General features: G+C 44.5%; 22 protein-coding genes and 1 other RNA gene. 16 read left to right on the top strand and 7 right to left on the bottom strand.

All coding sequences use genetic code 11. The features are described 5' to 3' along the window. Positions 1 to 19 precede the first annotated feature (19 nt). The 4 genes from uca (at position 20) to AC1IR0_RS01380 (ending at position 6,412) form a co-directional block, all read left to right on the top strand. Entirely contained in the window at positions 20 to 3,619 is a 3,600-nt protein-coding gene (gene uca / locus AC1IR0_RS01395) for an urea carboxylase (RefSeq protein WP_479741122.1), read from the top strand. A gap of 12 nt (positions 3,620 to 3,631) precedes the next feature. Then, positions 3,632 to 4,339, top strand: coding sequence for a GntR family transcriptional regulator (locus tag AC1IR0_RS01390; RefSeq protein ID WP_180180377.1), 708 nt, complete (start codon positions 3,632 to 3,634; stop codon positions 4,337 to 4,339). A gap of 319 nt (positions 4,340 to 4,658) precedes the next feature. After that, a complete protein-coding gene (locus tag AC1IR0_RS01385; protein ID WP_479741151.1) occupies positions 4,659 to 5,945 on the top strand; it encodes a PQQ-dependent sugar dehydrogenase in 1,287 nt (428 codons plus the stop codon). A 305-nt stretch (positions 5,946 to 6,250) separates the two neighbouring features. After that, the gene (locus AC1IR0_RS01380) at positions 6,251 to 6,412 is read left to right on the top strand and encodes a YqaE/Pmp3 family membrane protein (protein WP_005246917.1); all 162 of its coding nucleotides are present in this window, start codon (positions 6,251 to 6,253) and stop codon (positions 6,410 to 6,412) included. Between the two features lie 205 nt (positions 6,413 to 6,617). Here AC1IR0_RS01380 and ssrS read toward each other — a convergent pair. The 3 genes from ssrS to AC1IR0_RS01365 all read right to left on the bottom strand — a co-directional run bounded on the left by ssrS (position 6,618) and on the right by AC1IR0_RS01365 (position 7,740). Then, a non-coding RNA gene (ssrS, locus tag AC1IR0_RS01375) (6S RNA) lies at positions 6,618 to 6,801 on the bottom strand. A gap of 97 nt (positions 6,802 to 6,898) precedes the next feature. Further along, positions 6,899 to 7,186: a cell division protein ZapA gene (locus AC1IR0_RS01370; RefSeq protein ID WP_004279505.1), complete on the bottom strand. Its 288-nt coding sequence runs from the start codon at positions 7,184 to 7,186 to the stop codon at positions 6,899 to 6,901. After that, positions 7,183 to 7,740, bottom strand: coding sequence for a hypothetical protein (locus AC1IR0_RS01365; protein ID WP_479741121.1), 558 nt, complete (start codon positions 7,738 to 7,740; stop codon positions 7,183 to 7,185). Before AC1IR0_RS01365 ends, AC1IR0_RS01370 begins: the two co-directional genes overlap by 4 nt. A 64-nt stretch (positions 7,741 to 7,804) precedes the next feature. Between AC1IR0_RS01365 and AC1IR0_RS01360 the strand changes: the two genes are divergently transcribed. From AC1IR0_RS01360 to AC1IR0_RS01330, 7 genes are all read left to right on the top strand, one after another. Beyond that, positions 7,805 to 8,437, top strand: a complete 633-nt coding sequence (locus tag AC1IR0_RS01360) for a UPF0149 family protein (RefSeq protein WP_479741120.1) — start codon at positions 7,805 to 7,807, stop codon at positions 8,435 to 8,437. Between the two features lie 129 nt (positions 8,438 to 8,566). Further along, a complete protein-coding gene (gene pepP / locus AC1IR0_RS01355; protein WP_409653316.1) occupies positions 8,567 to 9,901 on the top strand; it encodes a Xaa-Pro aminopeptidase in 1,335 nt (444 codons plus the stop codon). A 293-nt stretch (positions 9,902 to 10,194) separates the two neighbouring features. Then, complete coding sequence (locus AC1IR0_RS01350; protein WP_004279510.1) at positions 10,195 to 10,434, top strand: DUF378 domain-containing protein; 240 nt, start codon at positions 10,195 to 10,197, stop codon at positions 10,432 to 10,434. 526 nt (positions 10,435 to 10,960) lie between these two features. After that, on the top strand, positions 10,961 to 11,530 hold the full coding sequence (locus tag AC1IR0_RS01345) for a GNAT family N-acetyltransferase (protein WP_180037759.1): 570 nt from the start codon (positions 10,961 to 10,963) through the stop codon (positions 11,528 to 11,530). Between the two features lie 105 nt (positions 11,531 to 11,635). Next, positions 11,636 to 12,844 (top strand): 2-octaprenyl-6-methoxyphenyl hydroxylase, encoded by a 1,209-nt coding sequence (ubiH, locus tag AC1IR0_RS01340; protein ID WP_005107466.1) that lies wholly within the window; start codon positions 11,636 to 11,638, stop codon positions 12,842 to 12,844. Continuing rightward, positions 12,841 to 14,088 carry an FAD-dependent monooxygenase gene (locus AC1IR0_RS01335; protein WP_005107464.1) on the top strand — a complete coding sequence of 416 codons (1,248 nt, stop codon included), beginning with the start codon at positions 12,841 to 12,843 and terminating at the stop codon, positions 14,086 to 14,088. Before ubiH ends, AC1IR0_RS01335 begins: the two co-directional genes overlap by 4 nt. Before the next feature lie 174 nt (positions 14,089 to 14,262). After that, positions 14,263 to 14,517, top strand: a complete 255-nt coding sequence (locus AC1IR0_RS01330; protein ID WP_004646359.1) for a hypothetical protein — start codon at positions 14,263 to 14,265, stop codon at positions 14,515 to 14,517. Positions 14,518 to 14,609: 92 nt separating this feature from the next. Here AC1IR0_RS01330 and rsmI read toward each other — a convergent pair whose 3' ends face one another. Next, positions 14,610 to 15,452: a 16S rRNA (cytidine(1402)-2'-O)-methyltransferase gene (rsmI, locus tag AC1IR0_RS01325; RefSeq protein WP_004279519.1), complete on the bottom strand. Its 843-nt coding sequence runs from the start codon at positions 15,450 to 15,452 to the stop codon at positions 14,610 to 14,612. Between the two features lie 10 nt (positions 15,453 to 15,462). Between rsmI and AC1IR0_RS01320 the strand changes: the two genes are divergently transcribed. The 4 genes from AC1IR0_RS01320 to AC1IR0_RS01305 all read left to right on the top strand — a co-directional run bounded on the left by AC1IR0_RS01320 (position 15,463) and on the right by AC1IR0_RS01305 (position 18,544). Further along, on the top strand, positions 15,463 to 16,422 hold the full coding sequence (locus tag AC1IR0_RS01320) for a penicillin-binding protein activator (protein ID WP_409652620.1): 960 nt from the start codon (positions 15,463 to 15,465) through the stop codon (positions 16,420 to 16,422). An 11-nt stretch (positions 16,423 to 16,433) separates the two neighbouring features. Further along, positions 16,434 to 16,850 carry a YraN family protein gene (locus AC1IR0_RS01315; protein ID WP_409652623.1) on the top strand — a complete coding sequence of 139 codons (417 nt, stop codon included), beginning with the start codon at positions 16,434 to 16,436 and terminating at the stop codon, positions 16,848 to 16,850. Positions 16,851 to 16,983: 133 nt separating this feature from the next. Further along, on the top strand, positions 16,984 to 17,670 hold the full coding sequence (locus AC1IR0_RS01310; protein ID WP_409652626.1) for a BON domain-containing protein: 687 nt from the start codon (positions 16,984 to 16,986) through the stop codon (positions 17,668 to 17,670). Next, the gene (locus AC1IR0_RS01305; RefSeq protein WP_409666260.1) at positions 17,660 to 18,544 is read left to right on the top strand and encodes an alpha/beta hydrolase; all 885 of its coding nucleotides are present in this window, start codon (positions 17,660 to 17,662) and stop codon (positions 18,542 to 18,544) included. The genes AC1IR0_RS01310 and AC1IR0_RS01305 overlap by 11 nt, the downstream gene beginning before the upstream one ends. Before the next feature lie 105 nt (positions 18,545 to 18,649). On the opposite strand, the gene nudC is transcribed toward AC1IR0_RS01305, so the two are convergent. From nudC to dnaQ, 3 genes are all read right to left on the bottom strand, one after another. Continuing rightward, positions 18,650 to 19,426 carry an NAD(+) diphosphatase gene (nudC, locus tag AC1IR0_RS01300; protein WP_243475344.1) on the bottom strand — a complete coding sequence of 259 codons (777 nt, stop codon included), beginning with the start codon at positions 19,424 to 19,426 and terminating at the stop codon, positions 18,650 to 18,652. Continuing rightward, entirely contained in the window at positions 19,426 to 21,069 is a 1,644-nt protein-coding gene (locus tag AC1IR0_RS01295) for a chemotaxis protein (protein ID WP_479741119.1), read from the bottom strand. Before AC1IR0_RS01295 ends, nudC begins: the two co-directional genes overlap by 1 nt. A gap of 125 nt (positions 21,070 to 21,194) precedes the next feature. Continuing rightward, positions 21,195 to 22,580 carry a DNA polymerase III subunit epsilon gene (gene dnaQ / locus AC1IR0_RS01290; RefSeq protein WP_409666256.1) on the bottom strand — a complete coding sequence of 462 codons (1,386 nt, stop codon included), beginning with the start codon at positions 22,578 to 22,580 and terminating at the stop codon, positions 21,195 to 21,197. 207 nt (positions 22,581 to 22,787) lie between these two features. Here dnaQ and AC1IR0_RS01285 point away from each other — a divergent pair, with 207 nt between their 5' ends. Beyond that, positions 22,788 to 26,081: a LysM peptidoglycan-binding domain-containing protein gene (locus tag AC1IR0_RS01285; RefSeq protein ID WP_479741118.1), complete on the top strand. Its 3,294-nt coding sequence runs from the start codon at positions 22,788 to 22,790 to the stop codon at positions 26,079 to 26,081. Positions 26,082 to 26,089: the final 8 nt, after the last annotated feature.

Genomic DNA, 26,089 nt, shown 5'->3' with positions numbered 1-26,089 from the left:
AAAATAACAGAGGATTCATATGTTTAAGACTGTATTGATTGCAAACCGCGGCGAAATTGCTGTTCGCGCCATTCGCACATTAAAAAAAATGGGTGTAACCAGTGTCGCCGTTTATTCAGAAACAGATCGTTATGCACAGCATGTGATTGATGCAGATATTGCAGTGTCCTTAGAAGGGACCAAACCTGGCGATACCTATTTGAGTATCGAAAAATTGATTGCTGCAGCCAAAAATACCGGAGCCGAAGCAATTTTCCCGGGTTATGGGTTTCTGTCAGAAAGTGCTGACTTTGCCCGTGCCTGCGAAGCAAATAATATTGCTTTCATGGGGCCAACACCGGAGCAGATTCTGGAATTCGGCTTAAAACACAGGGCGCGTGAACTTGCCGCAGCTGTCAATGTACCCATGACTCCCGGTACAGGTCTGCTAAATAGTCTGGATGAAGCCTTAACTGAAGCTGAAAAAATTGGCTATCCGGTTATGCTTAAAAGCACAGCAGGCGGTGGCGGAATTGGCTTGACCCGTTGTGATAATGCAGAAGCACTTCAGGAGGCCTATGAAAGTGTAAAACGTCTGGGCGAACAGTTCTTTAAAGATGCCGGAGTATTTTTAGAGTGCTTTATCGATCGGGCCCGTCATGTCGAAGTTCAGATTTTTGGAGATGGACAGGGACAGGTAGTGGCTTTGGGCGAACGCGACTGTTCACTGCAGCGCCGTAATCAGAAGGTTGTGGAAGAAACACCAGCGGCACAGTTACCTGAAGCAACCCGTCAAAAATTGTATCAGGCGGCAGTTGAACTGGGCAAATCGGTGGAATATCGCAGTGCCGGTACGGTTGAGTTTATTTACGATGCAGCACGTGACGAGTTTTATTTCCTTGAAGTGAATACCCGTTTGCAGGTGGAGCATCCGGTGACTGAAATGGTGACCGGTTTAGACCTGATTGAATGCATGTTGAAAGTTGCAGCAGGTGATACTCTGGATTGGAAGCATCTAAGCAGTATTCAGCCTCAAGGTGCAGCGATTGAAGTACGCATCTATGCCGAAGATCCAGTTAAGAATTTCCAGCCGAGTCCAGGGATTTTGACCGATGTCTTTTTTCCGGAAAATGTCCGGGTTGATACCTGGGTGAGTACCGGAACTGAAATTTCCCAATACTTTGACCCGATGATTGCCAAGATTATTGTGCATGCTGAAGATCGTGATACTGCCATTCATACGCTTAAATCAGCTTTAGCTGAAACTCGCCTGAATGGTATTAGTACCAATCTGGATTATGTGCATACTGTTATTTCAGATCCGCGTTTTGAGCAAATGCAAATCTGGACACGCATGCTGGATGATTTCAAATATGTGCCGAATGTGATTGAGGTGATTCAGCCGGGTACACAAAGTTCCATTCAGGATTATCCGGGTCGTGTCGGGTATTGGGATATTGGTGTACCGCCTTCAGGCCCAATGGATGATTATGCTTTCCGGCTGGCCAATAAAATTGTTGGGAATGTCGAGGCCGCCGCCGGGTTTGAATTTACCCTGCAAGGTCCAATCCTCAAATTTCATGCAGAAAATATCATTGCTTTAACTGGCGCACCTTGTCCGGTAAGTCTGGATGATGAAGCAGTAAATTTCTGGCAGCCTGTTCAGGTAAAAGCAGGCCAAACCCTAAAAATTGGACAGGTTGAATCTGGATGCCGGACCTACCTGGCTGTACGAAATGGTCTGAATGTGCCGGAATATCTGGGTAGCCGTTCTACCTTTGCTTTAGGTAATTTTGGTGGACATGCAGGCCGAGTGTTACGGGCTGGTGACATGATTAAGATGGTGAATCCTGAGCTGCCCGCCGATGGTCTACCTTTAGCGATTGCAGAACCTGAAGTTTTGGCAACAGATCTGATTCCAAGTTATGGCAAGGAATGGAAAATTGGTGTGCTCTATGGTCCGCATGGCGCTCCTGATTTCTTTAAAGCTGAATATATTGAGGAGTTTTTTGCATCAAGCTGGAAAGTGCATTTTAACTCGAACCGATTGGGTATCCGTTTAACCGGACCGACGCCAAGCTGGGCGCGTGAAAATGGCGGTGAAGCGGGTCTGCATCCATCCAATGTACATGACTGTGAATATGCCATTGGTGCGATTAACTTTACCGGTGATTTCCCCGTAATTCTTGCCAAAGATGGTCCGAGCCTGGGTGGCTTTGTCTGTCCGGTGACCATTGCCAAAGCTGAACTCTGGAAAATTGGTCAACTGAAAGCCGATGACACGATTAGCTTCTATCCAATCTCGGTAAAGCAGGCCAATGCGCTGGAGCGGCAGCAAATTCAAACCCTCCAAAACTTTGCCAAGGCAGAGATAACCAGCGAGGCTGAAATCGTTACAGTTCAGGCAGAAAGTATCCTGGCATTGCGTGAAGCTACGCCAGATGCACCAAAAGCTGTATATCGTCAGGCAGGTGACAGTTATATCTTGCTGGAATACGGTGATAACGTACTGGATTTGGCCCTACGCCTGCGCGTACACCGCTTGATGCAACTGATCCGTGAAGCTGATCTTGACGGTATCTTGGAATTATCACCTGGTGTGCGATCCTTGCAGATTAAATATGATGGTCTGCGTTTGAGCCAGCAGCAACTGATTCACTTCCTGCTTGGTCTTGAAGAACAGATGGGTGATTTACGTGACATTAAAATACCTTCAAGAATTATCCATTTACCCATGGCCTTTGAGGACTCAGCGACTCTGGGTGCGGTTGAGCGTTATCAGGAAAGTGTCTGTGCCAAGGCCCCATGGCTACCGAATAATGTCGATTTTATTCAGCGAATTAATGGTCTAAACACTCGTCAGCAAGTTAAAGACATTATTTTTGATGCCAATTATCTGATTTTAGGGCTAGGTGATGTATATCTGACTGCACCTTGTGCAGTGCCCATTGATCCGCGCCACCGTTTACTGAGTTCCAAATATAATCCGGCCCGTACTTTTACCGCTGAAGGTACAGTCGGGATTGGTGGCATGTATATGTGTATTTATGGCATGGACTCACCGGGTGGCTATCAGTTGATTGGCCGTACCGTACCGATCTGGAATAAGTTTAAAAAGAACAAGCAGTTTGGCGATCAGCAATGGTTCTTACGCTTTTTTGACCAGATTAAATATTATGAGGTCACTGAGGCCGAACTGGATCAGTTCCGTGCTGATTTCGCCCATGGTCGGGCAGAAATTAAAATTGAGGAATGTAAGTTTGACTTTGCAGCATATCAGGATTTCCTTGCTGCAGAACAGGACAGTATTGCTGCTTTTAAAGCACAGCAGCAAGCTGCTTTTAGTGCGGAGGTGGAACGCTGGAAAGACGATTTTGATGCACCTGTAGAAATAGAAGTGCTGCAGGATGATACCGATTACAGCCAGTATGTCCCTCTCAACGCCTCTATGACCGGCAATATCTGGAAGATTTTTGTAGAAGCCGGGCAGATTGTGAAAAAAGGCGACACGGTGGCCATCATCGAGGCCATGAAAATGGAGCTGCCGGTCTATGCTGACGATGATGGCATTGTCAAAGCCATTATCTGCCGTTCAGGTCAGACCGTGCATAGCGGTGAACCGCTGGTTTATATGGAGTAATGGATTGAGCCTATGACCCTTGTCCCTAATCCAGCCACTAAAGCGACCGGAAAAAGCTCAGACAATCTGTCTGAGCTGGTTTTCCAGAAAATTAAAAATGACATTTTTGACTTTAAACTCATGCCGGGAGAACGGTTTACCGAATCAGAAATTGCTGAAAGCTATGCCGTAAGCCGTACACCCATTCGGCAAGCCTTATATCGTCTGCAGCAGGAAGGCTATGTCGAGGTGCAGTTTAGAAGTGGCTGGCAGGTTCGGCCACTGAATTTTAAAGCCTATGAGGAGTTATATGATCTGCGAATTTTGCTGGAATGTTATGCAGTCGAACAACTTTGTCAGATGCCTGAAGATCAGTTGAAAGCCGCTCTGGAAATTTTGATTCAAACCTGGTGTATCAAGCCAGAACAGTATCTCTATGATCTCAGAAAGTTATCCGCACAAGATGAAGCATTTCATTGTCATTTGGTATTTGCAGCCGGCAATGCGGAAATGGCGAAAATTCACAGTGAGATCAGCGAGAAAATTCGCATCATACGCCGTCTGGATTTTTCCAAGGATTATCGGGTTACAGCTACCTATGCCGAACATCAACAGATTTTAAAAGCGCTGCTTGCACAAGATGCAGCGTTCTGTCTCTCTATATTAGATGCCCATATCCGGCACAGTCGTAATGAGGTGAAAAAAATTACGCTAGAAATGTTGTCCTCTAGTCCTGCGTAAGTTAGTCATGATGCATGAGCTTTAAGAAATACAGACTAGATCAAAATATAGAACTAACTTTAGAAATTACGCTAAGCACAGACTGAATGGCTTGGCATTATTTCATTTAAAGATATAAACTGCTTTTTACAACAAGAAAAACATCAGACCTGACTCAAAATTGATAAACAATTCATAACCAGAAAAAACAAGAACCCGCTAGTGGCATCTCAAATTGTTTTTTAAAGTAAGTTGAGGATGATAATAACAAGAGATAAAAATGCTTCATCAGCCTATTCAACTTTTACTTACAGGTGCCAGCTGTGCACTTCTCCTAACCATGACTGGATGTACCATGCCTTCCAAGTCGCCTATCAATGACAGTTATGGTTCCCAGCCACATTTGCCCAAACCAAAATCAAGCTTGCTGCCTACGGTCAATATTGCGCCTGCTAAAGGTTGGCCTGAAGGTAAAATGCCGACACCTGCGACAGGTTTAAAAGTTCAGGCATTTGCCAAAGGGTTGCAGCATCCGCGCTGGCTGTATGTATTGCCGAATGGTGATGTACTGGTGGCCGAAACCGATGCACCGCCCAAGCCCGATGACAGCAAAGGGATCAAAGGCAAAATTATGAAATGGGTGATGCAACGTGCCGGCTCATCGCATCCCAGTACCAACCGCATCAGTCTGCTTCGCGATAGCAATGGAGATGGGGTAGCTGAACAAAAAACCGTATTTTTACAGAATCTCAATTCTCCATTTGGCATGGCGCTGATTGGTAATACATTGTATGTAGCCAATACTGATGCGCTGATGCGCTTTCCTTATCATAACGGGATGACTCAAATCACAGCAGCCGGTACCAAGGTGCTGGATTTACCGGCAGGCCGTTTAAACCATCACTGGACCAAAAATGTCATTGCCAATCCTGCAGGCAATAAACTTTATATCACAGTGGGTTCCAACAGTAATGTAGCTGAAAATGGCTTAGAGCAAGAGCAGGGCCGAGCACTGATCATGGAATTTGACATCACCAGTGCTCAAGTACGACCTTTTGCTACCGGACTGCGTAATCCGAATGGCATGGATTGGCAACCCCAGAGCGGCACACTTTGGACGGTGGTGAATGAACGTGATGAGCTCGGCAATGATCTGGTTCCTGATTATCTGACCTCTGTCAAAGAAGGCGCTTTTTATGGCTGGCCCTATAGTTATTATGGCCAACATGTAGATACGCGGGTCAAACCGCAAAACCCTGCGCAAGTTGCGCGGGCAATTCTACCGGATTATGCATTGGGCAATCATACTGCGTCATTGGGCTTGGCCTTCTATAAGGCAGATCTGATGCCTCAATATCGAAACGGTGCGCTGATTGGCCAGCATGGTTCATGGAACCGCAAACCGCACAGTGGCTATAAAGTGATTTTTATTCCCTTTCAAAATGGACAACCGATGGGCCCACCTCAGGATGTTTTGACCGGATTTTTAAGTGATCAGGGCGATGCATATGGGCGACCGGTCGGTGTGGCGGTAGATTCCTCGGGTGCCATTTTGGTTGCTGATGATGTCGGTGATGTGATTTGGCGAATATCACCCTTGAGTACACCAGCTGCAGTAAGTAAATAAAGGTCTAAGGATTTAGGGTTTTATTTAGATATAAACCTGTTCCATAACAAAATTTGAGGCAAAGGCTTTTCATTCAAACGTCAATATTTTGATTGAAAATATGCAAAGGCTCAGCAAATTTTAAATAATTTTTAAGCTTCATTTAAGCTGGCTGAATTAGGCTTTCTGGATATTTTTAAGCGTGATAATAGCATGTATAGAGATTCTGCTGATCCTATTAAAAATATCTAAATCTAAGTGCCAGTTTTAAGTGCCAATAACAACTGGATAAAAGTTAGAACGTTGCAAAAAAGAGGGTTTTAAGAATGAAATCAATTATTGCATTTATCTTTCCTTGGTCATTGTTTATGACCATTCATCGACCAGCCGAAGCGACAGTGTGCTTAATGCTTCAAATTTCGATTTTAGGATGGATTCCTGCTGCAATCTGGGCGATGCATACTTTATATCGGGACAAAATAGCCTAAAAATAGGAAAATAAGTTACTGAAAGAGTTTTTGATTTTGACGGAAGTAAAAGCTCTATATTTTTTATAGCGAAAGATTTTTTTTCATTCCAGATGATGAATACATCAATAAAATGAATCTAGAGGAATGTTCGAGAGAAATACTACAAAATTAAAATAAGAGGAAATTCAGGAAAAATTATAATTATATTTAGAAAAAGAAATTGAAGTACTCCGAAGATGCCGCTGCATGTGTCGTTACCCTGAACCCGATGAGTTCAAGGAGGATGAGACGTATACTTGCTGGGTTTCCCATACGAAGATGGGCATACACTCTAAATATACAGAACACACCCATAAGTGTTAGTATCGGCAGGGGAATAGACCCGCTGGCGAACACCTCAGAGTTAAGTTAATTATAAACAATAATCCCGGTGTGGCAACTCTATGCTGTTCATGAACTGTAAACAGTTCGGTCGAATGTCCGAAGTTTAAACAGAATTCGAGATTATTCAGTCAGTTCTTCAACTTCTTCTAAAATAGTTTGTAACAAACGCTCGCAATGCGCATATTGTTGCAGTGATCTGTTCATATTCAAAACCTCCTGCATCAGCTCAAGTGCCACCATAATAATCAGCTTACTCGGTTCCATGCGTGGCGCTTTACGGCGAAATTCATCATATTTGTCATTCAATAACTGTGCTGCGCGCTCTAATTCTTCCTGCTTGTCAGGAGTAGAGGCCAGACGGAAACTATGCCCCAATACTCTGAGATCAATTGCAATTTGTTCACTCATGATGAGGCTTCCTCAGTCGCTTCAGTCGGATGGGCCAGTTGTTGAATTTCCTGTGCGTGATGATCCTGCGCAGTGCCAAGAATGGCCAGACGTTGAATAATTGCTTCAACCTTGGCTTTGGCATTTTCATTTTTCTGGGTTAAACGTTCAGCTTCCTGAGTCAAACGCTGGATTTCCTGCTGGGCATGACGCTGTTCAATAATCATCTTTTCCTTAACCACACGCAGCTCATTCCGTTCAGCCAGAATTTCCTGAAAACGGTTTTTCAGATCGGTGCAGCTTTTTTCAAGCCTGCCATAACGGTCTGCCAGTGCAGTTGCATCATTATTAAGCAGTTGAAATTGAGCACGAGAATCCGTCAATTGTTCTGTCAGATTTTCATTTTCTTGTTGTTTTTGCGCAATCACGCTGTTCTTTTGTTCAATTTGCTGTTGATGTTGCATCATTGAAGAGTCTTGCTCTTCGCGCAAACTGGAATTTTCACTTTCAAGCCGTGCAAGTCGCGTTTTTAACACGCCGATCTGCACTTGTAGACGCTGTAATTCTTCTAACATATCGAGGTCGCACAGTGTTGCAAACAAAGGTAATATATAAGCAGTATAAAGATTGGATAAACGAATGCAAGACGATATTTCAGGTTGGACCGAATGGCACCGCAATTTTTCTTCAATTGAGGAAATTTCTAGCCCTAGCGAACTGCATGGTTTGCTAACAGGCATTGTTTGTGTCACCCAGGCGCCAAGCAGTGAAGAGTGGTTACAGATTTTAGAAACACTGGATGTACCTGAACTGGATGCCGAAGCATTAGAGTTGTTGACGGGCGAAGCTGAAGATGTGTTTCATGCACTGTCTGAAGATGAGCTGGATTATTTACCTTTGCTGCCTGATGATGAGCATGTGCTTTCAGAACGCGTACAGGCTCTGGCGGACTGGTGTGCCGGCGTGGTCTTAGGTTTTGGACTGGCTTCAGGACATATCCGTCAGGATGAAGTTGAACTGATTGAACATTTACAAGATGTAGCCGCAGTTGAATTTGAAGACTCAGACGATGATGCCGAAGGTGAAGAAAGCTATCAGGAATTGTACGAATTTGTGCGCCTGATTCCTGTCAGTCTGTCTTTAGGGCGTAAAAAGGTCGAAGTTGAAGAAACACCACTCTTACAGCAATTTAGTCAAAAAAATCAGCCTAAAGCTGCTGTCACAGAAGCGCAAAGTGTGGTCGAGATTTTCTCGCCTAAACGTCCAAGCTGATGAAATGCTGAGGTGAACCATCAGCTGCTTGAAATCAGGCATATATTTTGCTGTTTACAGTGAAATCTATAGTCTGATTTCAAGACTATATTCTAAATACAAGTATCGATCGATAAGAAGTAAGGTGTAATGAAGAAATTGACACAGGCAGTTTTTGAGGAGCGTCGCGCAATCCTCGCAGGGGAAATCGGTTTACGCAGTATCGCTATTATCGCGACCAGTCCGGTAGCTATGCGTAACCGTGATGCAGATTATAAATACCGTGCAGACAGTAGTTTCTTCTATTTAACCGGATTCGCGGAACCTGAAGCTGTGGCTGTGATTGAAACCTTTGACACTGAAGAAGAAGGCTATAGCTACAGTTTGTTCTGTCGTGAACGCAACCGTGAAATGGAAATCTGGAATGGCTACCGCGCGGGTATTGATGGGGCTATTCAGGATTATGATGCAGATGAAGCCTATGCGATTGATTTGCTGGATGAAGAAATCTTAGAAAAGTTACAAAATAAAGATCAGTTGTTTTATCGCATTGGACAGCATGCAGAGTTTGATGCGCGTGTCGCCAAATGGATTGCAACTGCAAGTGGTGAAAGCCGTCGTGGTACTTCTGTGCCAGCGCAAGTCGTTCAGCTGGATCGTATTGTTGATGAAATGCGTCTGCATAAAGATGCAAATGAAATCGAACTGATGCAGATTGCTTCCGATATTTCTGCTGATGCACATACGCAAGCGATGCTAGCAGTACGTCCGGGTATGATGGAATATGCGCTGGAAGCCGAGCTGAATTATGTCTTTGGCAAAAATGGCGGTGTTCCGGCTTATAACAGTATTGTCGGTGGCGGTGAAAATGCCTGCATCCTGCATTATGTAGAAAATGACAAAGAACTGAAAGATGGCGATTTAGTCCTGATTGATGCTGCAGCTGAATATCAGTTCTATGCTTCAGACATTACCCGTACCTTTCCGGTAAATGGTAAATTCAGTCCGGAACAGAAAGCCTTATATAACGTAGTACTGGATGCTCAAATCGCTGCGATCAATGCCGTGCAAATTGGTAACTCGTATAAAGAACCTCACAATGTTGCAGTGCGTATTTTGGTGCAGGGTTTGCTCGATCTTGGCTTGATGCAGGGTAATATCGACGAGATTATAGAAAAAGAAGCTTTTCGTCAGTTCTACATGCACGGTACGGGGCATTGGCTCGGTATGGATGTGCATGATGTCGGTGCTTATAAGGTTGATGGTGAATGGCGCTCGTATGAAGAGGGCATGGTCGTGACCGTTGAGCCGGGTCTTTACATCGCGTCTGATGATGAAACAGTCGATGCCAAATGGCGTGGAATTGGTATCAGGATTGAAGATGATGTGGTAGCCACTGCAAATGGCCCGCTGGTTTTAACTGCGAAAGTTGTCAAAACGGTAGAAGAGATTGAAGCATTGATGGCGAAAGCGCTCGCTGCTTAATTTGAGAAAAAATACGGAAAGCCGGTCGCGAGATCGGCTTTTTTTATGACATTTCTATGCCATTTTAAAAAAGAACTCCTAGCTATATCACATCGAGCAAAAAGTGATTTAGCTTACGTTTATATCGAACAAGTCAAATAAAACTAACCTAAGTAAAATTTACGGCTTAAAAATTGACAGGAAGTCAACACAGAAAATCCGTTTTTAGCATCAAAGCTACATATTAAATGGGCTGAGATTCTCATACTTTCTCTGATCCTTAAATAAACTTAAATAAGAGCAGGAGAACACTTATGAGATTAAATACGATTGACTGGATTGCTTATGCTTTAACAATCATTGGTGGCATTAATTGGGGTTTAATTGGTGCATTCGATTTTAATTTGGTCGCTGCAATCTTTGGTGATATGAGCGCCTTATCTCGAATTGTTTATGTATTGGTTGGTTTGTCGGCATTGTACCTGATTTATACAGGAACGAAGTTGGGTAAAACAGTACACCACACAGATCATCATACCAATATTGTGCGTTAAGCTAATCTTCTTGGGCGAGTTTCTTGCAAGATAGGATTCATGTCTTCGAGTAACTTGCCGAGAGGATAGAAATAGTGTGGAAGATGAAGAAACCTCGGTAGATTTCCGAGGTTTTTTATTAGGTGTTTATACGTTATTAATAGAACCATCCCCAGATCTACAACAATGCCTAGCTAAAGATTGATGATCACTATCATACAAATAAGATTAGATTGTACATGGTTGGATAAATTTTTTTAAAATATCTGTTAGCTCAAAGATCGAGTTATATTTATACAATTATCTTAAAATAAGAAAAGAATAGTGATTGTAAATGGGCCTCCTGCTACTGAAAGTGAATATCAGCTCATTTATAAATGGCTTGATTCACAATTTTATCATTCAGGATCTACGAGCATCAGTATGTATTCAAAATTGTGCGAAGCGAGTAGATCGAGTTATACCAATTTGACTAGGTTTGCGATCGAATCGTATAAGTGCCAAATGAAATAATAACATTCCGTTTTTTAATGCCGAGTTGATAAAAGTGAGTATAAATATTTTAGTTGCTGAATTAAAGACAACTTGGTTGGAGTTAAGAGCATATAAAGTTGGAGATGAATTTTCATTATTCCAAGAGTATTGTGGCGACGTTGAAGCATCAAAATACTTACAACGACAGGTGCATACAACAGTCGGTCAAACTCAGCAGATGTTGCAGAAATGGGCGTTAAGCTATTGGCAGCAACCGATTAAAGGATTTTCATGGGTGATTGCTGAGCGAAAAAGTCATCTGGCAATCGGGTTACTAACGATTATTCAACAGCAAAATAACAGCCTTGAAATTCATTTCGGACTTGGTCCTCGATTTCAGGGGCAGGGCTATATGCTTGAGGCGATGAAAGCGGTGATTCAGTATTTTAGACAATATCTTACATTTAAATCACTAGATACTTTCTGTGATGCAGAACATATACAGGCACACCAAGTGCTTTTAAAGACAGGGTTTGAAATCGTTGAACGGATCAATGCCTATACTGTATTGCCGAAGTTGGGGACTGAAAAGCGCGATGTCTTGGTTTTTCAATATAGGCTGGATCATCATGGAGAAAACTAAATAAAACGAATCATTATAAAAATTTAAAGCCTTGAGGTAAGATAAAATCAGTATACGTTTTATGTAATTCGCCATAGATGCGAATAAACAGATAAGGAAGTAAGCATGCAACAAGAAGTCATCATTGTCGGTGGTGGTATGGTCGGCTTAAGCCTCGCATTGATGTTGGCGAAAATCAATATTGCAGTCAAACTGTTGGAAGCCATTAAATACCCAAATTATGATGATGAAAATCTTGCGCCATATCATTCCAGTTTTGATGCACGTAACAGTGCCTTGTCACGCCGTAGCGTGCAGATCTATCAGGAGCTTGGACTTTGGAATGCCTTGCAAGAACATGCTACCCCAATTCTGGAAGTGAATATTACCGAACAGGGCAGTTTTGGTAAGGCTCGACTGAAAGCCGAACAGGAAAAAGTCGAAAGCTTTGGTCAGGTCATTGAAAATGCCTGGCTCGGTCGTGTACTGCTGACCCAAGTCAAAAAAGAGCCATTGATTGAACTGATTGATGGTGTTCAAGTGACATCCCTTATCCAAGATACAGACTTTGCTTATATCGAAGCTCAGCGTGGTGAATCGTCACTAAAATTACAGTCCAAACTGGTTATTGCCGCCGATGGGCGGGATTCTTTCTGCCGTAAAGCCTTGGGTATTGGTGCGTCAGAACATGATTATGATCAGGTTGCGATTGTGACCACAGTACAAACTTCAAAGCCACATGCTCATGTGGGCTTTGAGCGTTTCAGCCATTTAGGGCCTTTGGCACTTTTACCACTACCGGGTGAGTATCGTCGTTCAGTGGTCTGGCCAGTGAAAAAAGGTACTGAAGGAGAATGGTTGGGGGATGAAAATGACCAGCATTTTCTGGATGCCTTACAGGAAACGTATGGTGATCGTGCCGGAAAATTCCAGAAAACCGGAAAACGGTTCAGTTTTCCATTGTCTCAAGTGTTAGCCGAAAAACAGGCTGTTGGCCGTGTCGTATTGATGGGCAATGCTGCCCATACGATTCATCCGGTCGCTGGTCAGGGTTTTAACCTGTGTATGCGTGATGCGCATGTATTGGTGCGCTACCTGAAAGAACAGCAGGTACAAGGCGCAGACTTGGGCGATGCTGGAATATTACAAGACTATGAAAAATCTCGTCTCAGTGACCAGCAGCGTGTGATCAAGTTCTGTGATTCAGTGGTACGTGGCTTTAGTAACCAGAATCCATTTTTAAAGCTGATGCGTAATACAGGTTTAATCGCTTTTGATACGATTCCTGGCATCAAGCCACTCGTTGCAAATTATGCCATGGGGTTAAAAGCATGAGCTTAAATCAAACTAACGAAATATTAGACGTCGTCATTATTGGTGGTGGGCTGGTTGGTGGACTTACAGCGCTTCTGTTAGCTCAAGGTGGTGTGCAGCCTACAGTTCTGGATGCAGCGCCAATTCTGGATGCAGATAAAACTTTGCGTGTGGCCAATCCGCGTGTTTTGGCTTTAAGTCAGGCAACCATTCACCTGTTAAAAACGGTGGGTGTCTGGGAAAATTTAGTACGCCAGCAGCCTTATACTGGTATGCAGGTGTGGAATAAAAATGGCTATGGTGAAATTAATTTTGGCCAGTCTTCAGAAAAAACACCATCGGTAGAGCAGGCTTTAGGCTCGATGGTGGAGCCCAGCATTCTGAATCTGGCCATTCAGCAAAAGATGCTGGAAAATGTTCAAGATTATAGAACACAAGTCAAAGTCAGCCGTGTTGAACGTGGCGTCGGTGTGTGGATTATTCATCTGGAAGATGGTACTCAGCTCAAAACCAAACTGGTCATTGGTGCAGATGGTGCAAACTCCTTTGTACGTGAGCAAGCTTTCATCGATATTGATGTACTGGACTATAAACAGGCAGGCATCAGTTGTGCGATTAAAACGATTCAGCCTCATCAGTACATGGCGCGTCAGATTTTTCTCGAAACTGGTCCTCTGGCTTTTTTACCTATGGCCAGCCTTAATCCGGAAGAGCAGGGACATTGGCAATCAATTGTCTGGACCTTGCCAGAGGATTATGCCGAAGAATATGCAGCGTTGTCAGATGCTGAATTTACTCAACTCTTGACTCGTGAAAGCCAGCATATGTTGGGTGGAGTCTTAGAGGCGACACCACGTGCCACTTTCCCCTTAAAAGCCCGTGCTGCCCAACAGTATATTCAAGACGGTTTAGCCCTGATTGGAGATGCTGCACATGTAATTCATCCTTTAGCTGGACAAGGGGTGAATATTGGCTGTCTGGATGCTGCCGTGCTCTGTGATGTTTTGCTACATGATCAGGCGCGTGGCGTATGGGCACATGAGCAGACCCTGAAACGCTATGAGCATTGCCGTAAGGGCCAGAATGATGCCATGATGCACAGCATGTCTGCGATTGGTTGGATGGAAACCACATTATTCTTCCCGATGGTTTGGGCACGCAATTTCGGCCTGAAACAGGTAGAAAATCAGCCCATGTTGAAAGATGCATTTATGGCGCAAGCCAATGGTCTGGGTTTACTTAAAGACACACGCTACGCAGCTTAAGACAGAAATGTAAATTTTTTAAACAAACACCAATAAAGAGTAACGATTTTGTTTAAAAAAGATACGATTTTTTGATGTTTGGTACTAGGCGAAGGTCGAAGAGATTGCTAAATTTCACTTAATTCGATACCTGACTTGGAATACCAAGCGAGGGCCATTTTTGGGGAGATGCAAATGACAGACATGAATGATTATGATGACGACGTTGAAGATTCAATTGTTGACGATGATGAAGCAAAAGCCGCTGAAAAAGGCGCGGTCGATAGCACAGAGGTCGTCAGTGATACCGATCTTGTAGAAGCTGAAACTTTGACCGTCACTGCAAAGCTGAAAAAGCGTCAAGCACTGGAAGACGAGATTGCGGCTTTCCTTGCCAGTGGTGGTCGTATTGTTGAAGTGCCGGCAGATGAATCAGTAGCCAAAGAATAAGTTATTGATTAACTTGTTTCTTATAAAAAACACCACATTCAATGTGGTGTTTTTTTTTTGCAAATCCAAACGTAATAGAAAATCTAAAGCAATTAGTCGTTTGCCGAAGTCAGTTCTAAAGCACGTTGATAAGCGACTTTCTTTTTGATTCCGGTTAAATCTGCCGCCAGTTGTGAAGCAGCTTTGACCGAAAGGTCCTGTAATAGGCGATTCAATAATTTATCCAGCTTTTCCTGATCCAGATCTTTTTCTTCGGTGGCACCGCCAATCACCAGAACAATTTCGCCTTTTTGCTGATTGTGATCATTGCTAATGAATTCCACCAATTCACCCAAGGTCATTTTCTTGATAGTTTCAAAAGTCTTGGTGATTTCTCGCGCAAAACCGACCGGGCGATCTGCTCCGAAAACGCTGGCCATATCTTTAACGGACTCCAGAATCCGGTGCGGTGCTTCATAGAAAATTAAAGTCTGGGTTTCATCTTTCAGTTTTTCCAGATTCAGCAGGCGCTGACTTTGTCTGGATGGCAGAAAACCTTCAAAGCTGAAGCGGTCACTCGGCAAGCCAACAGCACTTAAGGCAGCAATAGCCGCACAAGCACCAGGTACAGGAATCACGCGAATATTATGCGCTTGTGCAGCACGGACAAATTTAAAGCCAGGGTCGCTAATCAGGGGAGTGCCAGCATCACTGATCAGGGCCATATCTTCGCCATTCAGCAGGCGCTGGATCAGCTGATCAATCTTGTTGCTTTCATTATGCTCATGGCAAGCGGTCAGAGGTGTTTGAATATTAAAGTGTTTAAGCAATTGTGCTGAAGTTCGTGTATCCTCGGCAGCAATAAGACTCACCGACTTTAACACCTGAAGTGCACGATAACTAATATCATCTAAGTGCCCGATTGGAGTCGCAACAACAAATAACTGAGCACTCATAGGTTTCTCCATGTGGAATAAATTGAATAATAAAAAATGGAAGATGAAAAATAAAATATTGGGCTTGTGTTTAGTCAGCTCCATCAGCAGCGTACAAGCAGAAGTGCTGATCATTCTACCCGAATCCGGGCCTTTGGCGCGAGCTGCATCGAGTATCAAACAGGGTTTTCTCAGTGCTTATGCTACTTCCGGGCAGAAAGTTCCATTAAAATGGGTCAATTCCAATCAGAAAAATATCTCCCAGCTACTGAAACAGCATGTCAATAAAAAGACCAAAATGGTGGTGGGTCCATTGGCACGTAGCGATGTGGAACAACTACTCAAGAGCAAACCTAAAGTACGTACCCTCAGCCTGAATGATGTAGCAGGGTCATTACCCCAAGTCTGGCAATTCAGCCTGTCCAAAAAAGAAGATGCTGCTGCCTTAAAAACCTTATTGCACAAAGATGGAATTCAACAGCTGCTGATTTTACGCCAGCCGGGCAGTGAAGCTGAGCATGAACTGTTGCTGATGTCATTGTTCAGTCAGAGTGATCTGAAATTTAAGATCGTGAACAAGGCACCCATTTTTTTAATGCCGAAGCAGGGGCTGTTATTCCTCGGCAATGCAGAAGGGCTGGCTACTATACCGGAATTAAGCCGTAAACGGATGTATACCGTAGCCAATGCGATCAGCGAGCAGCACAAGCTGCCACAAGGGATCAAGTTCTGTGATGTTCCGGTACTTTATCTGGCTGACTGGCCGGATGTTCTACAGGCTTATGTCAAAGAGCCGGTGGATATGTCCTATCAGCGGCTGATTGCCTTCGGTGGAGATGCGTGGCAGATCACCCAGCAATACTTGTCGCAACCGCGTTCGCAGAATGTTGAATTTCAGGGCAGAACCGGCCGGATACAGATCACTGAACATGGCATTCAGCGCAGTCCACAATGTTTTCAGTACAGTGGCACAGGCGTCAATCTATTATGAGGGAAAGAGCAATGCTGCAACAGCAACTAGGTGCATGGGCGGAGCAGCAAGCGGCTCAACGGATGCAGCAACAGGGCTTTCAACTGCTGGCAGCCAATTATCACAGTCGCTATGGTGAGCTGGATCTGATTCTGGTGCGTGATCAGGAACTGGTCTTTGTAGAAGTCAAAGCGCGTGCACAAACCCAATATGCGCAAGCGATCGAGTCGGTTTCCAGAGCGAAACAGGGAAAGATGCTCAAGACTGCGATGTACTTTATTCAGAAAAATCCACAATTTGCACACTATTACTATCGTTTTGACGTGATTTGTTTTGATTTTAAACAGCAATTTGCAAAAACCATACAGCATGACTTTTCGCAATACCCTTATGATCTGGAATGGATTGAAAATGCTTTTACTTTTGATCAAGAGTTTATTAACCTTTGAACAAAATAAGGTCTAAAGATGCTTATATTTGCTTCAAGATCATTGTAAAGTTCAAGCAGAATTGACATGATCTGAGCTTGAAAACAGATTATTAGATTGAAAAAGACGTAATAAAATGAAGGAGTCTTGCTGAGTGGTTAAGCGTATTGCAATAACAATGCTGTGTGTCGCAAGTTTATCAGGTTGTGCAAGTTTTATTTCCAGCGGCACAGGTACGGCTCCTGTCGGAACTGAAAGTGGGGCGCGTACCTTGGGGCAGGTATTTATTGATTCCTCAATTGTCCGTACTGCAAAAATTAATCTTTATAAATTGGATTCGCGCTTTAAGCAGGCCCGGGTCAATATTGAAAGTTTCCATGGCAATGTCTTGTTGACCGGTCAGGTGCCGGATGCCCATTTAAAGCAACTGGCTGAAGATAATGTCAAATCCATGAGTGATGTCAAAGCGGTACATAATTTTATTACTGTCGGCAATCAGATCAGCTATAGCACCATCATGCAGGATACTGCGGTGACTGCAAATACCCGTGGCTTGATCATGAAAGCGACTGTGGTAGCGGATAGTAAAGTGCATGTGCATACTGAAGATGGCGTACTGTATGTGATGGGTCGTTTAAATGGTGCCGAGATTGCTGACCTGAATCAGGTGTTACAACAGGTGGGTAATGTCACTAAAATTGTGACCCTGATCGATAATGTTGAACAATCCTCAAGTCTGGCCAGTCAGAATTTTGCTGCACCGGCATATGCACAGCCAGGTATTGAACAGACACCGGTTGCCATTGATCCAGATACGGTTGAACCGACCTATGAACCATAAGGTCGGCCAGTTTAAAACCCAGCTCTCACAGCGTATTCTGCAGTTTCAGCAACATTATCAAGATTTTCGGTTATACGATTTTGGCAGTTATGCTTTAAATCGTTTGACCCCGAAACAGGGTTACACGGTCGAAACCCAATTGGCCTATGGTCTGAAATCCCGGCAACGCTTTGACCTGTTTCGGAGTCAGCAGCCTTTGCCACATCGTCCCCTGATTGTGTTTGTACATGGCGGTGCCTGGTTGCATGGCGATAAAAAGGATTATCAGTTTATTGGTGAGGCTTTTGCCAAAGAAGGTTATGACGTGGTGCTGATGAATTATCATTTGGCGCCACAACATATTTTCCCGACCTATATTCATGATCTGCATCTGTTGCTAAATCATTTGCAGCAGACAGCTGGACAGTTGCAGATCTGTGCAGAAAATCTGGTCTTGATGGGACATTCTGCCGGGGCCTTTAATGTGATGTCTGCCTTATATCATCCGCAATCTGCCAGCATTGATGATCACAATCAAATCCGGGCGATTATTGGTCTGGCGGGGCCTTATCATTTTGATTACAAAAATGATCCGATCTGTGCCGATGCATTTGATCAGGCGGTGCCTTATCAGCAGGTGATGCCTTATTATTTTGTTAAAAATAGCTCAATCCGGCATTATCTGTTTATTGCCGAAAAAGACAAGATTGTTGGGCATTTCAATAGCCAGGATTTGGACCGTGTACTGAAAGAGAAGGGCAATCATAGCCATCTGATTCAAATTCCGAAACTTGGTCATATTACGATTGTGGGTTCACTCTCCAGTTTGTTTAGCCGGTTTTTCCAGACCAAGGCACAGGTGCTTTGGGCGCTCGAGGATGCATTTAAATCCTGATACTGATATGTTAGTTTAACCAAGCACTAGATAAAAAAGAATCCAGTGGATGATCTCCCCTGGATTCTTTTTTGAGCCGTTGGGCTAAATCTTTCAAATACAGATTTACAGCCAGGTCTTGGTGTCGTCTGCGACGGGCGTACCTTGAGTCACATGCATGATCATGGCATGGGCAATACTGCCTTTAAACGGAATTTCAGGCAGCTGATCGAATTTAAAGAATTGCGCATCGCTAATTTCTTCTTCCTGCAGCTGTAGCTCACCGCCAGCATATTCTGCCTTGAAGGCAATCATCAGATTGCTTGGGAAAGGCCAGGGCTGGCTGGCCAGATACTGAATATTCTTGAGTTGTAAGCCAACTTCTTCTAGCGTTTCACGACGTACTGCATCTTCCAGCGTTTCACCCACTTCAATGAAACCGGCAATCAGTCCATACATCTGGCTTTTAGTATTACGTGCATTTTTGGCCAGCAGAATCTCGTCTTTGCCTCGGGTAATGACGGTAATAACGCAAGGCTGTACCCGTGGATATTGCCGGTAGTTGCAGGATGGGCAGACCATGGCATATTCAACAGCATGCGCTTCAGTCGCTGTACCGCAATGACTACAGAACTTATGGTTACGACGCCATTCTAAAAGTTGTACTGCGCGGCTGGCCTGTTCGAATTGCTGGGTATTCCAGAACTGTAACAGCTGACGGATGGGAACCAGTTGCAAGCCTGCAGGAATCGGCTCATCGGGAAGAAGATCACGGGCAATCACCTGATCACCCGTGTGGAGTAGCAAATCACTTGCTAAGGCTTCAACTCGTGGAAGTTGAAAGTGTTGATCGACCAGCAGTTGCTGTTGTTGAAAAATATAAGCAAGTGATAATTTGGACATTAGGCAACTATTTTGAGTTTCTCACTACTGTCCAATGCTACCTGAAACATCGCCTGTAATACAGGCTGTTTGTTCTTTAAGTTATCAATCATCATGTCGGCACTGGCCAGGGTGTCTAAAGCACGATGAATTTCTTCCGGACTTAATGCAATCGACAGATCAATACGGTTCTTGATGAATTCTGCAGTGGTGGTGAATGCAGTACGAACATGTTCTGCATTCAGGAACAGCATCGCGCCGCCAATCTCGCAAAACTGTACTGGAACAGGTTCGAGTGCAGTCAAGTCATGATCTTGCAGGTAATTGCTGAGAATCTGGCTGGAAAGCTCAATTAGAGCCTTAGTTTCAGTGAGTAAAGCAGCGTGTGCTTCATCCAGACGGTCCAGAGAAATATTCATGTTGTTGACACGCAGCTGCAAGCGGCTCGAAGTATGATGACGTTCCAGTACGCCAATCGAGTTCATCGCAGACAGAATCACATTCATCAACTGCTGGGCAAAGCTGGCATCCTGCATCATCTCCGGTTGGTTCAGTGAAGCAGCCTGACGGGTCAGGTCATGATAGGCTTCATTCAGGTTCAACACCTTGAAGATATTGGCCAAACTATTCAGTTGAGCCTGTAATTTCTGAGTCTTTTCAGGCGTCATATTCTGATAATTGAACTCGATATCATTACGAATTTGCGCCATTTCCGTGGTCACCAAATCGCTGATGGTATGCATGGTTTCAAAGTCTGGACCATACAGATGGCGACTGAAGACCTGTAATTGCATATCGGTCAGTAGGTCATCGCCCACATTGAGCTGGCTACGGATAGATTGCGCAGTTTCATCTTCCTGACTGATACACAGGCTAAGAATATTAGCTAAATCTGACAACGAAGCCTTGAAGCTGTCTGCTGAGCTAAAATATTGTGCCATGTTGCGTTCAATGCTCACCAAGGTGCGTAGACGTGGCTCATTAATCAGCAGGTGCTCAATATTGTTTAACGCGACATAGACCAGATTCCAGTACTGCTTGCTGTCATGTTGTTCTGCAAGTCCGGCCAGATAAGCCCCCACCAGTTTGATGGCTTGCAAATCCAGTTCACTTTCTTCCTGATTGATCAGCTTGTTGAGTGACAGCTTATACAGACGGTGTACATATTGGGATTTTTCCAGACTTGGTGCCTGTGGCAACGAAAAATCAGGGGTGACGCAATCCAATAAATCTTCTACATGCTGGCCTTCAGTCGTCAGTGGTTTACCCAAAGCCAGTTCCAGACGGTTCAGGGTGTCCAGCAAAAACTGTGGAATTTTTACTTCACGCAGACAGATAAATTCGATATAGCGTTTCAGCATGGTGGTGCCTTCACTCAAGGCGATCACTTCTTGAGTATTGACCTGCGCCGGATTCCCCATAATCTTGCGCATCAGTTCTGCTGAATATTGAGCGACTTTTGCCAGACTGGACATGTCGATGAGTGCCAGAACCTGGGCGCATTGTTCGAACTGATTTAATGCATCATCAATACCAAAAGGTAAAGTCTGGTCTTCTACCAAGGTGCTTACTGCTGATTCGACTAACTTGATCGAGTTATCAACCTCATTTTTTATTATCAGTAAAGCTGTTGGATCAAAATGTATAGAGGTTTGGTAAGACATGATCTGCACCTTTCCTGGAGTATTATCTATATATGAGCCCCGCTTTAAACTACGGGGCCTCTTTGTATTTACTATAACTGAAGAACGATAGTTTTAAACCTAAAGTATCCCCGGAAATGTAGATTTTATTTCGCGAAAAGGCAAGCAGTTCCATGTTTTTCTTCGAATTGTTTGACCCAATTCTCATGTTCCTGTAATTCCTGTTCTGACGGGAGAATCACCGGTAATTCAATTTCAACTCTGGCCATCCCTGAACGGCTGTTCTGGTCTTTAGACTGGGACAGGGCATCGATATCAAAAGACACCTGTCCACCGGTCATCGCCAGATAAACATCGGACAGGATTTCCGCATCGAGCAAGGCACCGTGGAAAGTACGGTCACGTTGTGGAATCTCGTAACGGCGCACTAAGGCATCCAGCGAATTTTTCTGCCCGGGATGCTTGGACTTGGCCAGTGCCAAGGTATCGGTGACGTCACAAACCTCGGAGAGTGCTTTAAAACCTGCACGTTTGAATTCCATATCCAGGAAGTTCATATCGAAGGTTGCGTTATGCGCAATAATTTCCGCGCCGTGTAAATAGTCAAACAGCACTTGAGAAATTTCTTCAAACAGCGGTTTGTCTTGCAGGAATTCGTCGGTGATCCCGTGGACATTCACAGAATCGCCGACCGGTGTTTTCGGATTGATATAAATATGAATCGAGCTGCCGGTCAGTTTGCGGTTAATCATTTCCAGCGCGCCGACTTCAATAATCCGGTCACCATCCTGATAATAAAAACCGGTGGTTTCAGTATCCAGAATCAGTTGTCGTGGGCCATGCAGCTGTAACTTGGCCGGTGTAATGACAATTTGCGGATGTATCTCAGTCGAGGCAGATGCGTCTGAAGATGAAGCATCTTCATTGCTGTCCGTTGCTAAAACTTCAGTCTGTACAATTTCTTCAACCATCACTTCAATGATGGTTTCGGGCAGTTCTTCCAGCTCTTCTTCACTATCGGCCAGATCCAGACCAAATGGATCGTCTAGCAACCAGTCGGGTTCAGATTTTTTTTTATCTTCAGAGATTGAAGGGCTTTGCTTGGATTTTTTCAGGGTTTCATCAGCACCCAGATTGGCCAGCTGATCGGCCATTTCATTGCCCGGATGTCCAGCATGACCTTTGACCCAGTGCCATTCGATCTCACGTCCCTGACAGACTTCATCGAGTTTTTGCCAAAGATCCGGATTTTTGACATCTTTCCAGTTTTTCTTTTTCCAGCCATGAATCCATTCGGTAATGCCTTGTTTGACATACTTGGAATCGGTATAGATCACCAGTTTGTCTTGCTTGTCACAAAACAGAATCCCTTCAATCGCAGCCGTCAGCTCCATGCGGTTATTGGTAGTATGATCTTCACCGCCATAAATTTTGTGTTCTTGTTGGCCATTAACAATGTACGCACCCCAGCCGCCTAAACCCGGGTTGCCGCGACAGGCGCCATCAACATAAAGTGTGATAGTGTGTGACATAGATGAAATCCGATCAAAATAGAACAAGCTGGAAGGCTTATTGTATAGCGCAAATGCAGTCGATCAATCTATATGTCCGGGATTTTTTAATTTCTTGTAACATTTAACGTGAAATCGCGGTAAATTATTGGCTTGAGTCTTCGACATGCTTCACTACAATGGCATATCTAAAAAATAAATTTATATACGAGTTGTTTGGATTTCTTTATGTATAAACCAACCGCAATTTTGTGGCAGCCGACATTACCTACATTTTTAAAATATTCTGTACTGGGAACTGCGCTTGCTTCTCTAGGACTGACGGGCTGTTCATCTACACAAAGTGCGACCCAAACAGCATCAAGCAAGCAGGTTGGATCACAATATCTGGATGCCAGCAGTCTGGATGGACTCGAAGATTTACTCTCTGCAACGGATATGCGTGCAGTCGAAGGCGACCGTTTACAGATTCTGAAACATGGTGATGTCTGGAAACGCATGACCGTAGGTTTCAAGATGGACTTAAGTGTCTGGAATCCGCGGATTGATGCGCAGCGTGGCTGGTTTATTTCACGTCAGCCTTATCTGGATCGTTTAAGTGCGCGTGCATCACGTTATTTATATTACACAGTAAAAGAAGCAGAACGCCGTGGCATGCCGACCGAGTTGGCACTGTTACCGATTATTGAAAGTTCTTATGACCCGGCAGCGACCAGTAGTGCGGCGGCAGCAGGTTTATGGCAGTTTATTCCAAGTACCGGCCGCATTTATGGTCTAAAGCAGACTGCTTTATACGATGGTCGTCGTGATGTGGTGGAATCTACCCGTGCAGCCTATGAATTTTTAGGCAGTCTGTATAACCAGTTTGGTTCTTGGGAATTGGCGCTCGCTTCTTATAATGCCGGCCCAGGCCGTATCCAGCAGGCGATTAACCGTAACAAAGCTGCAGGTCTGCCTACCGATTATTGGTCATTGAAACTACCACAAGAAACCATGAGTTACGTGCCACGTTTCCTGGCGGTTGCACAAATTATTAAAAATCCGGGCAGTTATGGGGTGAGTTTGCCACCGATTGCCAACCGTCCGCATTTCCGTGAAGTACCGGTCGGTGTTGCCAGTTTAAATGAAATTGCAGCGATTACCGGTTTGAGCCGTGCAGAACTGTATCAATTAAACCCGGGTCATCGTGGTGATCATATTGATCCTGCAAGTCCGCGCCGTATTCTGATTCCTGCTGACTTAAGTCCTTCAGTGGATGAGAAGCTGAAAAAATTATCCGGTTCAGGTGGTTTATGGGCGAGTAACACGAGCAGCCTGCCGCGAAATACGACGACAGTGGTGCCCACCAGAGCTGCACCGCCAGAATTAAATACGAAAACGATTACGCCTTCTAAACAGACTCCGCCAGCGGTTGTTAGTAATCAGCCTGCAACGACCGTTGCTAAAACAACGACTCCGGCTAAAGCTGCAAGTACGCCACCTGTCGTCACAGCAGCGGTAAGTACCGCGACAACGGCAAATACTGTGACCCAGACTACGAAAAAGATTTCGACGCCTAAAGGCTCATCTGCCTTGGCCAGTTTTGCGGCACAAAGTGATTTGCCAATTCCAAGTGCGCCGCGTATTCCGGTAGCTGTAACACCTGCAGCGCCAGCGAAACAGATTCAGGTCGAACCACCGATTTCGGCAGCTGAGCGTCAGCAAGTTCAGCAGGCGGTCATCGCACAGGATATTCAGAAAACTGTAGATGAAATTCTGCAGCCTGTTGCAACACCGGCAGAACAGGCCCAAGTGGTTGAAGAGCTGAAAGCATTGGCGCCGGCTGGCACAGAAATTGTTGATCCTTATGACGGTAAAATCAAGCTGACTGCCATTCAAACCAGCCTGTCTGTGGCTGAGCAGCAAGGCAAAGAGCTCACCAAAGGCTTCTCTTATCCAAAAGAAGTTGCTGACAATACCACTGCGAACTCGGTTGAAGCCAAGCTAAATCAGGGCAAAAATTACGTCAAGACGGATTCTGAAGTGGTGGTGGTCGCTCCAAAAGGCAAACGCAGTACCTATAAGGTGTTACCAGGTGATAATCTGGCAATGATTGCGGCTAAAAATGGGGTGAACTGGCGTGATGTGGCGAAATGGAACCAGATTGATCCAAATTCTCCACTGTATGTGGGCACCACCATTTATCTGTATGATGCCAAACCGGTACAGGAAGCCAGCAAAGCCAAAGAAAAGCCGGAAACTTATGTCGTTCAGGCCAATGACTCTCTGACTAGCGTAGCGACCCAGTTTGGTTTTAGCGTGAAACAACTGGCTGATTTTAATGGACTGAATAGTAATAGCGGTCTGTTTGTTGGGCAAAAGCTGTCATTGAAAGATACAGGGCAGTCCAAAGCCAAAGTTGAAGACACGAAAAAAGCTGAAACTGTCAAGGTTCAGACCAAATCCTATACAGTGAAACGTGGTGAGTATCTGAAACTGATTGCCGATCGTTATGGGCTTTCAAATGCTGAACTGGCATCCTTGACTTCAGGTCTGACTGCCGGTAGCAGTCTGATGGTGGGACAGAAAATCAATGTACCACTTCAGGAAGTTGAAGGGCTAACGGCATCTAGCCAGAAAACTGAGCAGAAGTTTGAAAATGTCAAAGTCGATCAGACTGCGACTGAAAACTATCAGGTCAAACGCGGTGAAACCCTGTATAGCATTGCCAGTCAAAGCAAGCTGAGTGTTTCTGAACTGGCTGCACTGAATGGGTTGTCTGCCAATAGTGGTTTACGTATAGGTCAGACCATCAAGATTCCAGGCGGCAGTCAAATCCCTGAAACCTATACGGTTCAATCGGGTGATACGCTGACCGGTATTGCCGCAAGATATAATTTGTCAATGGACCAGGTGGCGAGCCTGAATGGCATGTCACGTAATGCAGGTTTGCGAGTGGGGCAGCGTCTGAAACTGAGTGGTGACGTGACAGAACCGGTAAGTGAAGTGGTCGCGGAAACTGCGGTCAAGAATACAAAATCGGATTCGCATGTGGTGAAGTCAGGGGAAACCTTAAGCTCTATTGCACGTCAGTATCATTTACAACTGCAATATCTGGCAGATTTGAACGGCCTGAATACCAATAGCACAGTGCGTATTGGTCAGCGTTTAAAAATTGAGGGTGACTTTCCGGCAGATAAAAAAGTTGAAGACGTGAAAGTGGCAGCTAAGCCTGTAGCTTCTAAGGCAACTGAATCCTATACGGTAAAATCAGGTGAATCCTTGAATGCAATTGCCAGCCGTTTAGGCATAAGCGTGACCGACCTGGCTCAGTTAAATAATCTGAGCCCACGCGCAGGATTGCGTGTCAGTCAAACCATTCAGATTCCAAAACTGGTGACGGATTATAAGGTCAAACGCGGTGATACCTTAATCGGTTTGGCCTCACGTTATGGCGTGAACAGCAATGAACTGGCGGAAATGAATGATCTCAAACCGAATACACAATTGCGTATTGGTGATGTGATTAAAGTACCGAATTAATGAATGGA

The sequence above is a fragment of the Acinetobacter sp. 129952 genome (assembly GCF_056642055.1).
The sequence above is the reverse complement of the archived record's forward strand: the minus strand, read 5'-3'. Positions and strand labels throughout refer to the sequence as shown.

Bases quoted from the DNA above. Each gene is read 5' to 3' on its own strand.
- uca (WP_479741122.1), top strand. From the start codon at position 20: ATGTTTAAGACTGTATTGATTGCAAACCGCGGCGAAATTGCTGTTCGC.
- AC1IR0_RS01390 (WP_180180377.1), top strand. From the start codon at position 3,632: ATGACCCTTGTCCCTAATCCAGCCACTAAAGCGACCGGAAAAAGCTCA.
- AC1IR0_RS01385 (WP_479741151.1), top strand. From the start codon at position 4,659: ATGACTGGATGTACCATGCCTTCCAAGTCGCCTATCAATGACAGTTAT.
- AC1IR0_RS01380 (WP_005246917.1), top strand. From the start codon at position 6,251: ATGAAATCAATTATTGCATTTATCTTTCCTTGGTCATTGTTTATGACC.
- AC1IR0_RS01370 (WP_004279505.1), bottom strand. From the start codon at position 7,186: ATGAGTGAACAAATTGCAATTGATCTCAGAGTATTGGGGCATAGTTTC.
- AC1IR0_RS01365 (WP_479741121.1), bottom strand. From the start codon at position 7,740: ATGTTAGAAGAATTACAGCGTCTACAAGTGCAGATCGGCGTGTTAAAA.
- AC1IR0_RS01360 (WP_479741120.1), top strand. From the start codon at position 7,805: ATGCAAGACGATATTTCAGGTTGGACCGAATGGCACCGCAATTTTTCT.
- pepP (WP_409653316.1), top strand. From the start codon at position 8,567: ATGAAGAAATTGACACAGGCAGTTTTTGAGGAGCGTCGCGCAATCCTC.
- AC1IR0_RS01350 (WP_004279510.1), top strand. From the start codon at position 10,195: ATGAGATTAAATACGATTGACTGGATTGCTTATGCTTTAACAATCATT.
- ubiH (WP_005107466.1), top strand. From the start codon at position 11,636: ATGCAACAAGAAGTCATCATTGTCGGTGGTGGTATGGTCGGCTTAAGC.
- AC1IR0_RS01335 (WP_005107464.1), top strand. From the start codon at position 12,841: ATGAGCTTAAATCAAACTAACGAAATATTAGACGTCGTCATTATTGGT.
- AC1IR0_RS01330 (WP_004646359.1), top strand. From the start codon at position 14,263: ATGACAGACATGAATGATTATGATGACGACGTTGAAGATTCAATTGTT.
- rsmI (WP_004279519.1), bottom strand. From the start codon at position 15,452: ATGAGTGCTCAGTTATTTGTTGTTGCGACTCCAATCGGGCACTTAGAT.
- AC1IR0_RS01320 (WP_409652620.1), top strand. From the start codon at position 15,463: ATGTGGAATAAATTGAATAATAAAAAATGGAAGATGAAAAATAAAATA.
- AC1IR0_RS01315 (WP_409652623.1), top strand. From the start codon at position 16,434: ATGCTGCAACAGCAACTAGGTGCATGGGCGGAGCAGCAAGCGGCTCAA.
- AC1IR0_RS01305 (WP_409666260.1), top strand. From the start codon at position 17,660: ATGAACCATAAGGTCGGCCAGTTTAAAACCCAGCTCTCACAGCGTATT.
- nudC (WP_243475344.1), bottom strand. From the start codon at position 19,426: ATGTCCAAATTATCACTTGCTTATATTTTTCAACAACAGCAACTGCTG.
- AC1IR0_RS01295 (WP_479741119.1), bottom strand. From the start codon at position 21,069: ATGTCTTACCAAACCTCTATACATTTTGATCCAACAGCTTTACTGATA.
- dnaQ (WP_409666256.1), bottom strand. From the start codon at position 22,580: ATGTCACACACTATCACACTTTATGTTGATGGCGCCTGTCGCGGCAAC.
- AC1IR0_RS01285 (WP_479741118.1), top strand. From the start codon at position 22,788: ATGTATAAACCAACCGCAATTTTGTGGCAGCCGACATTACCTACATTT.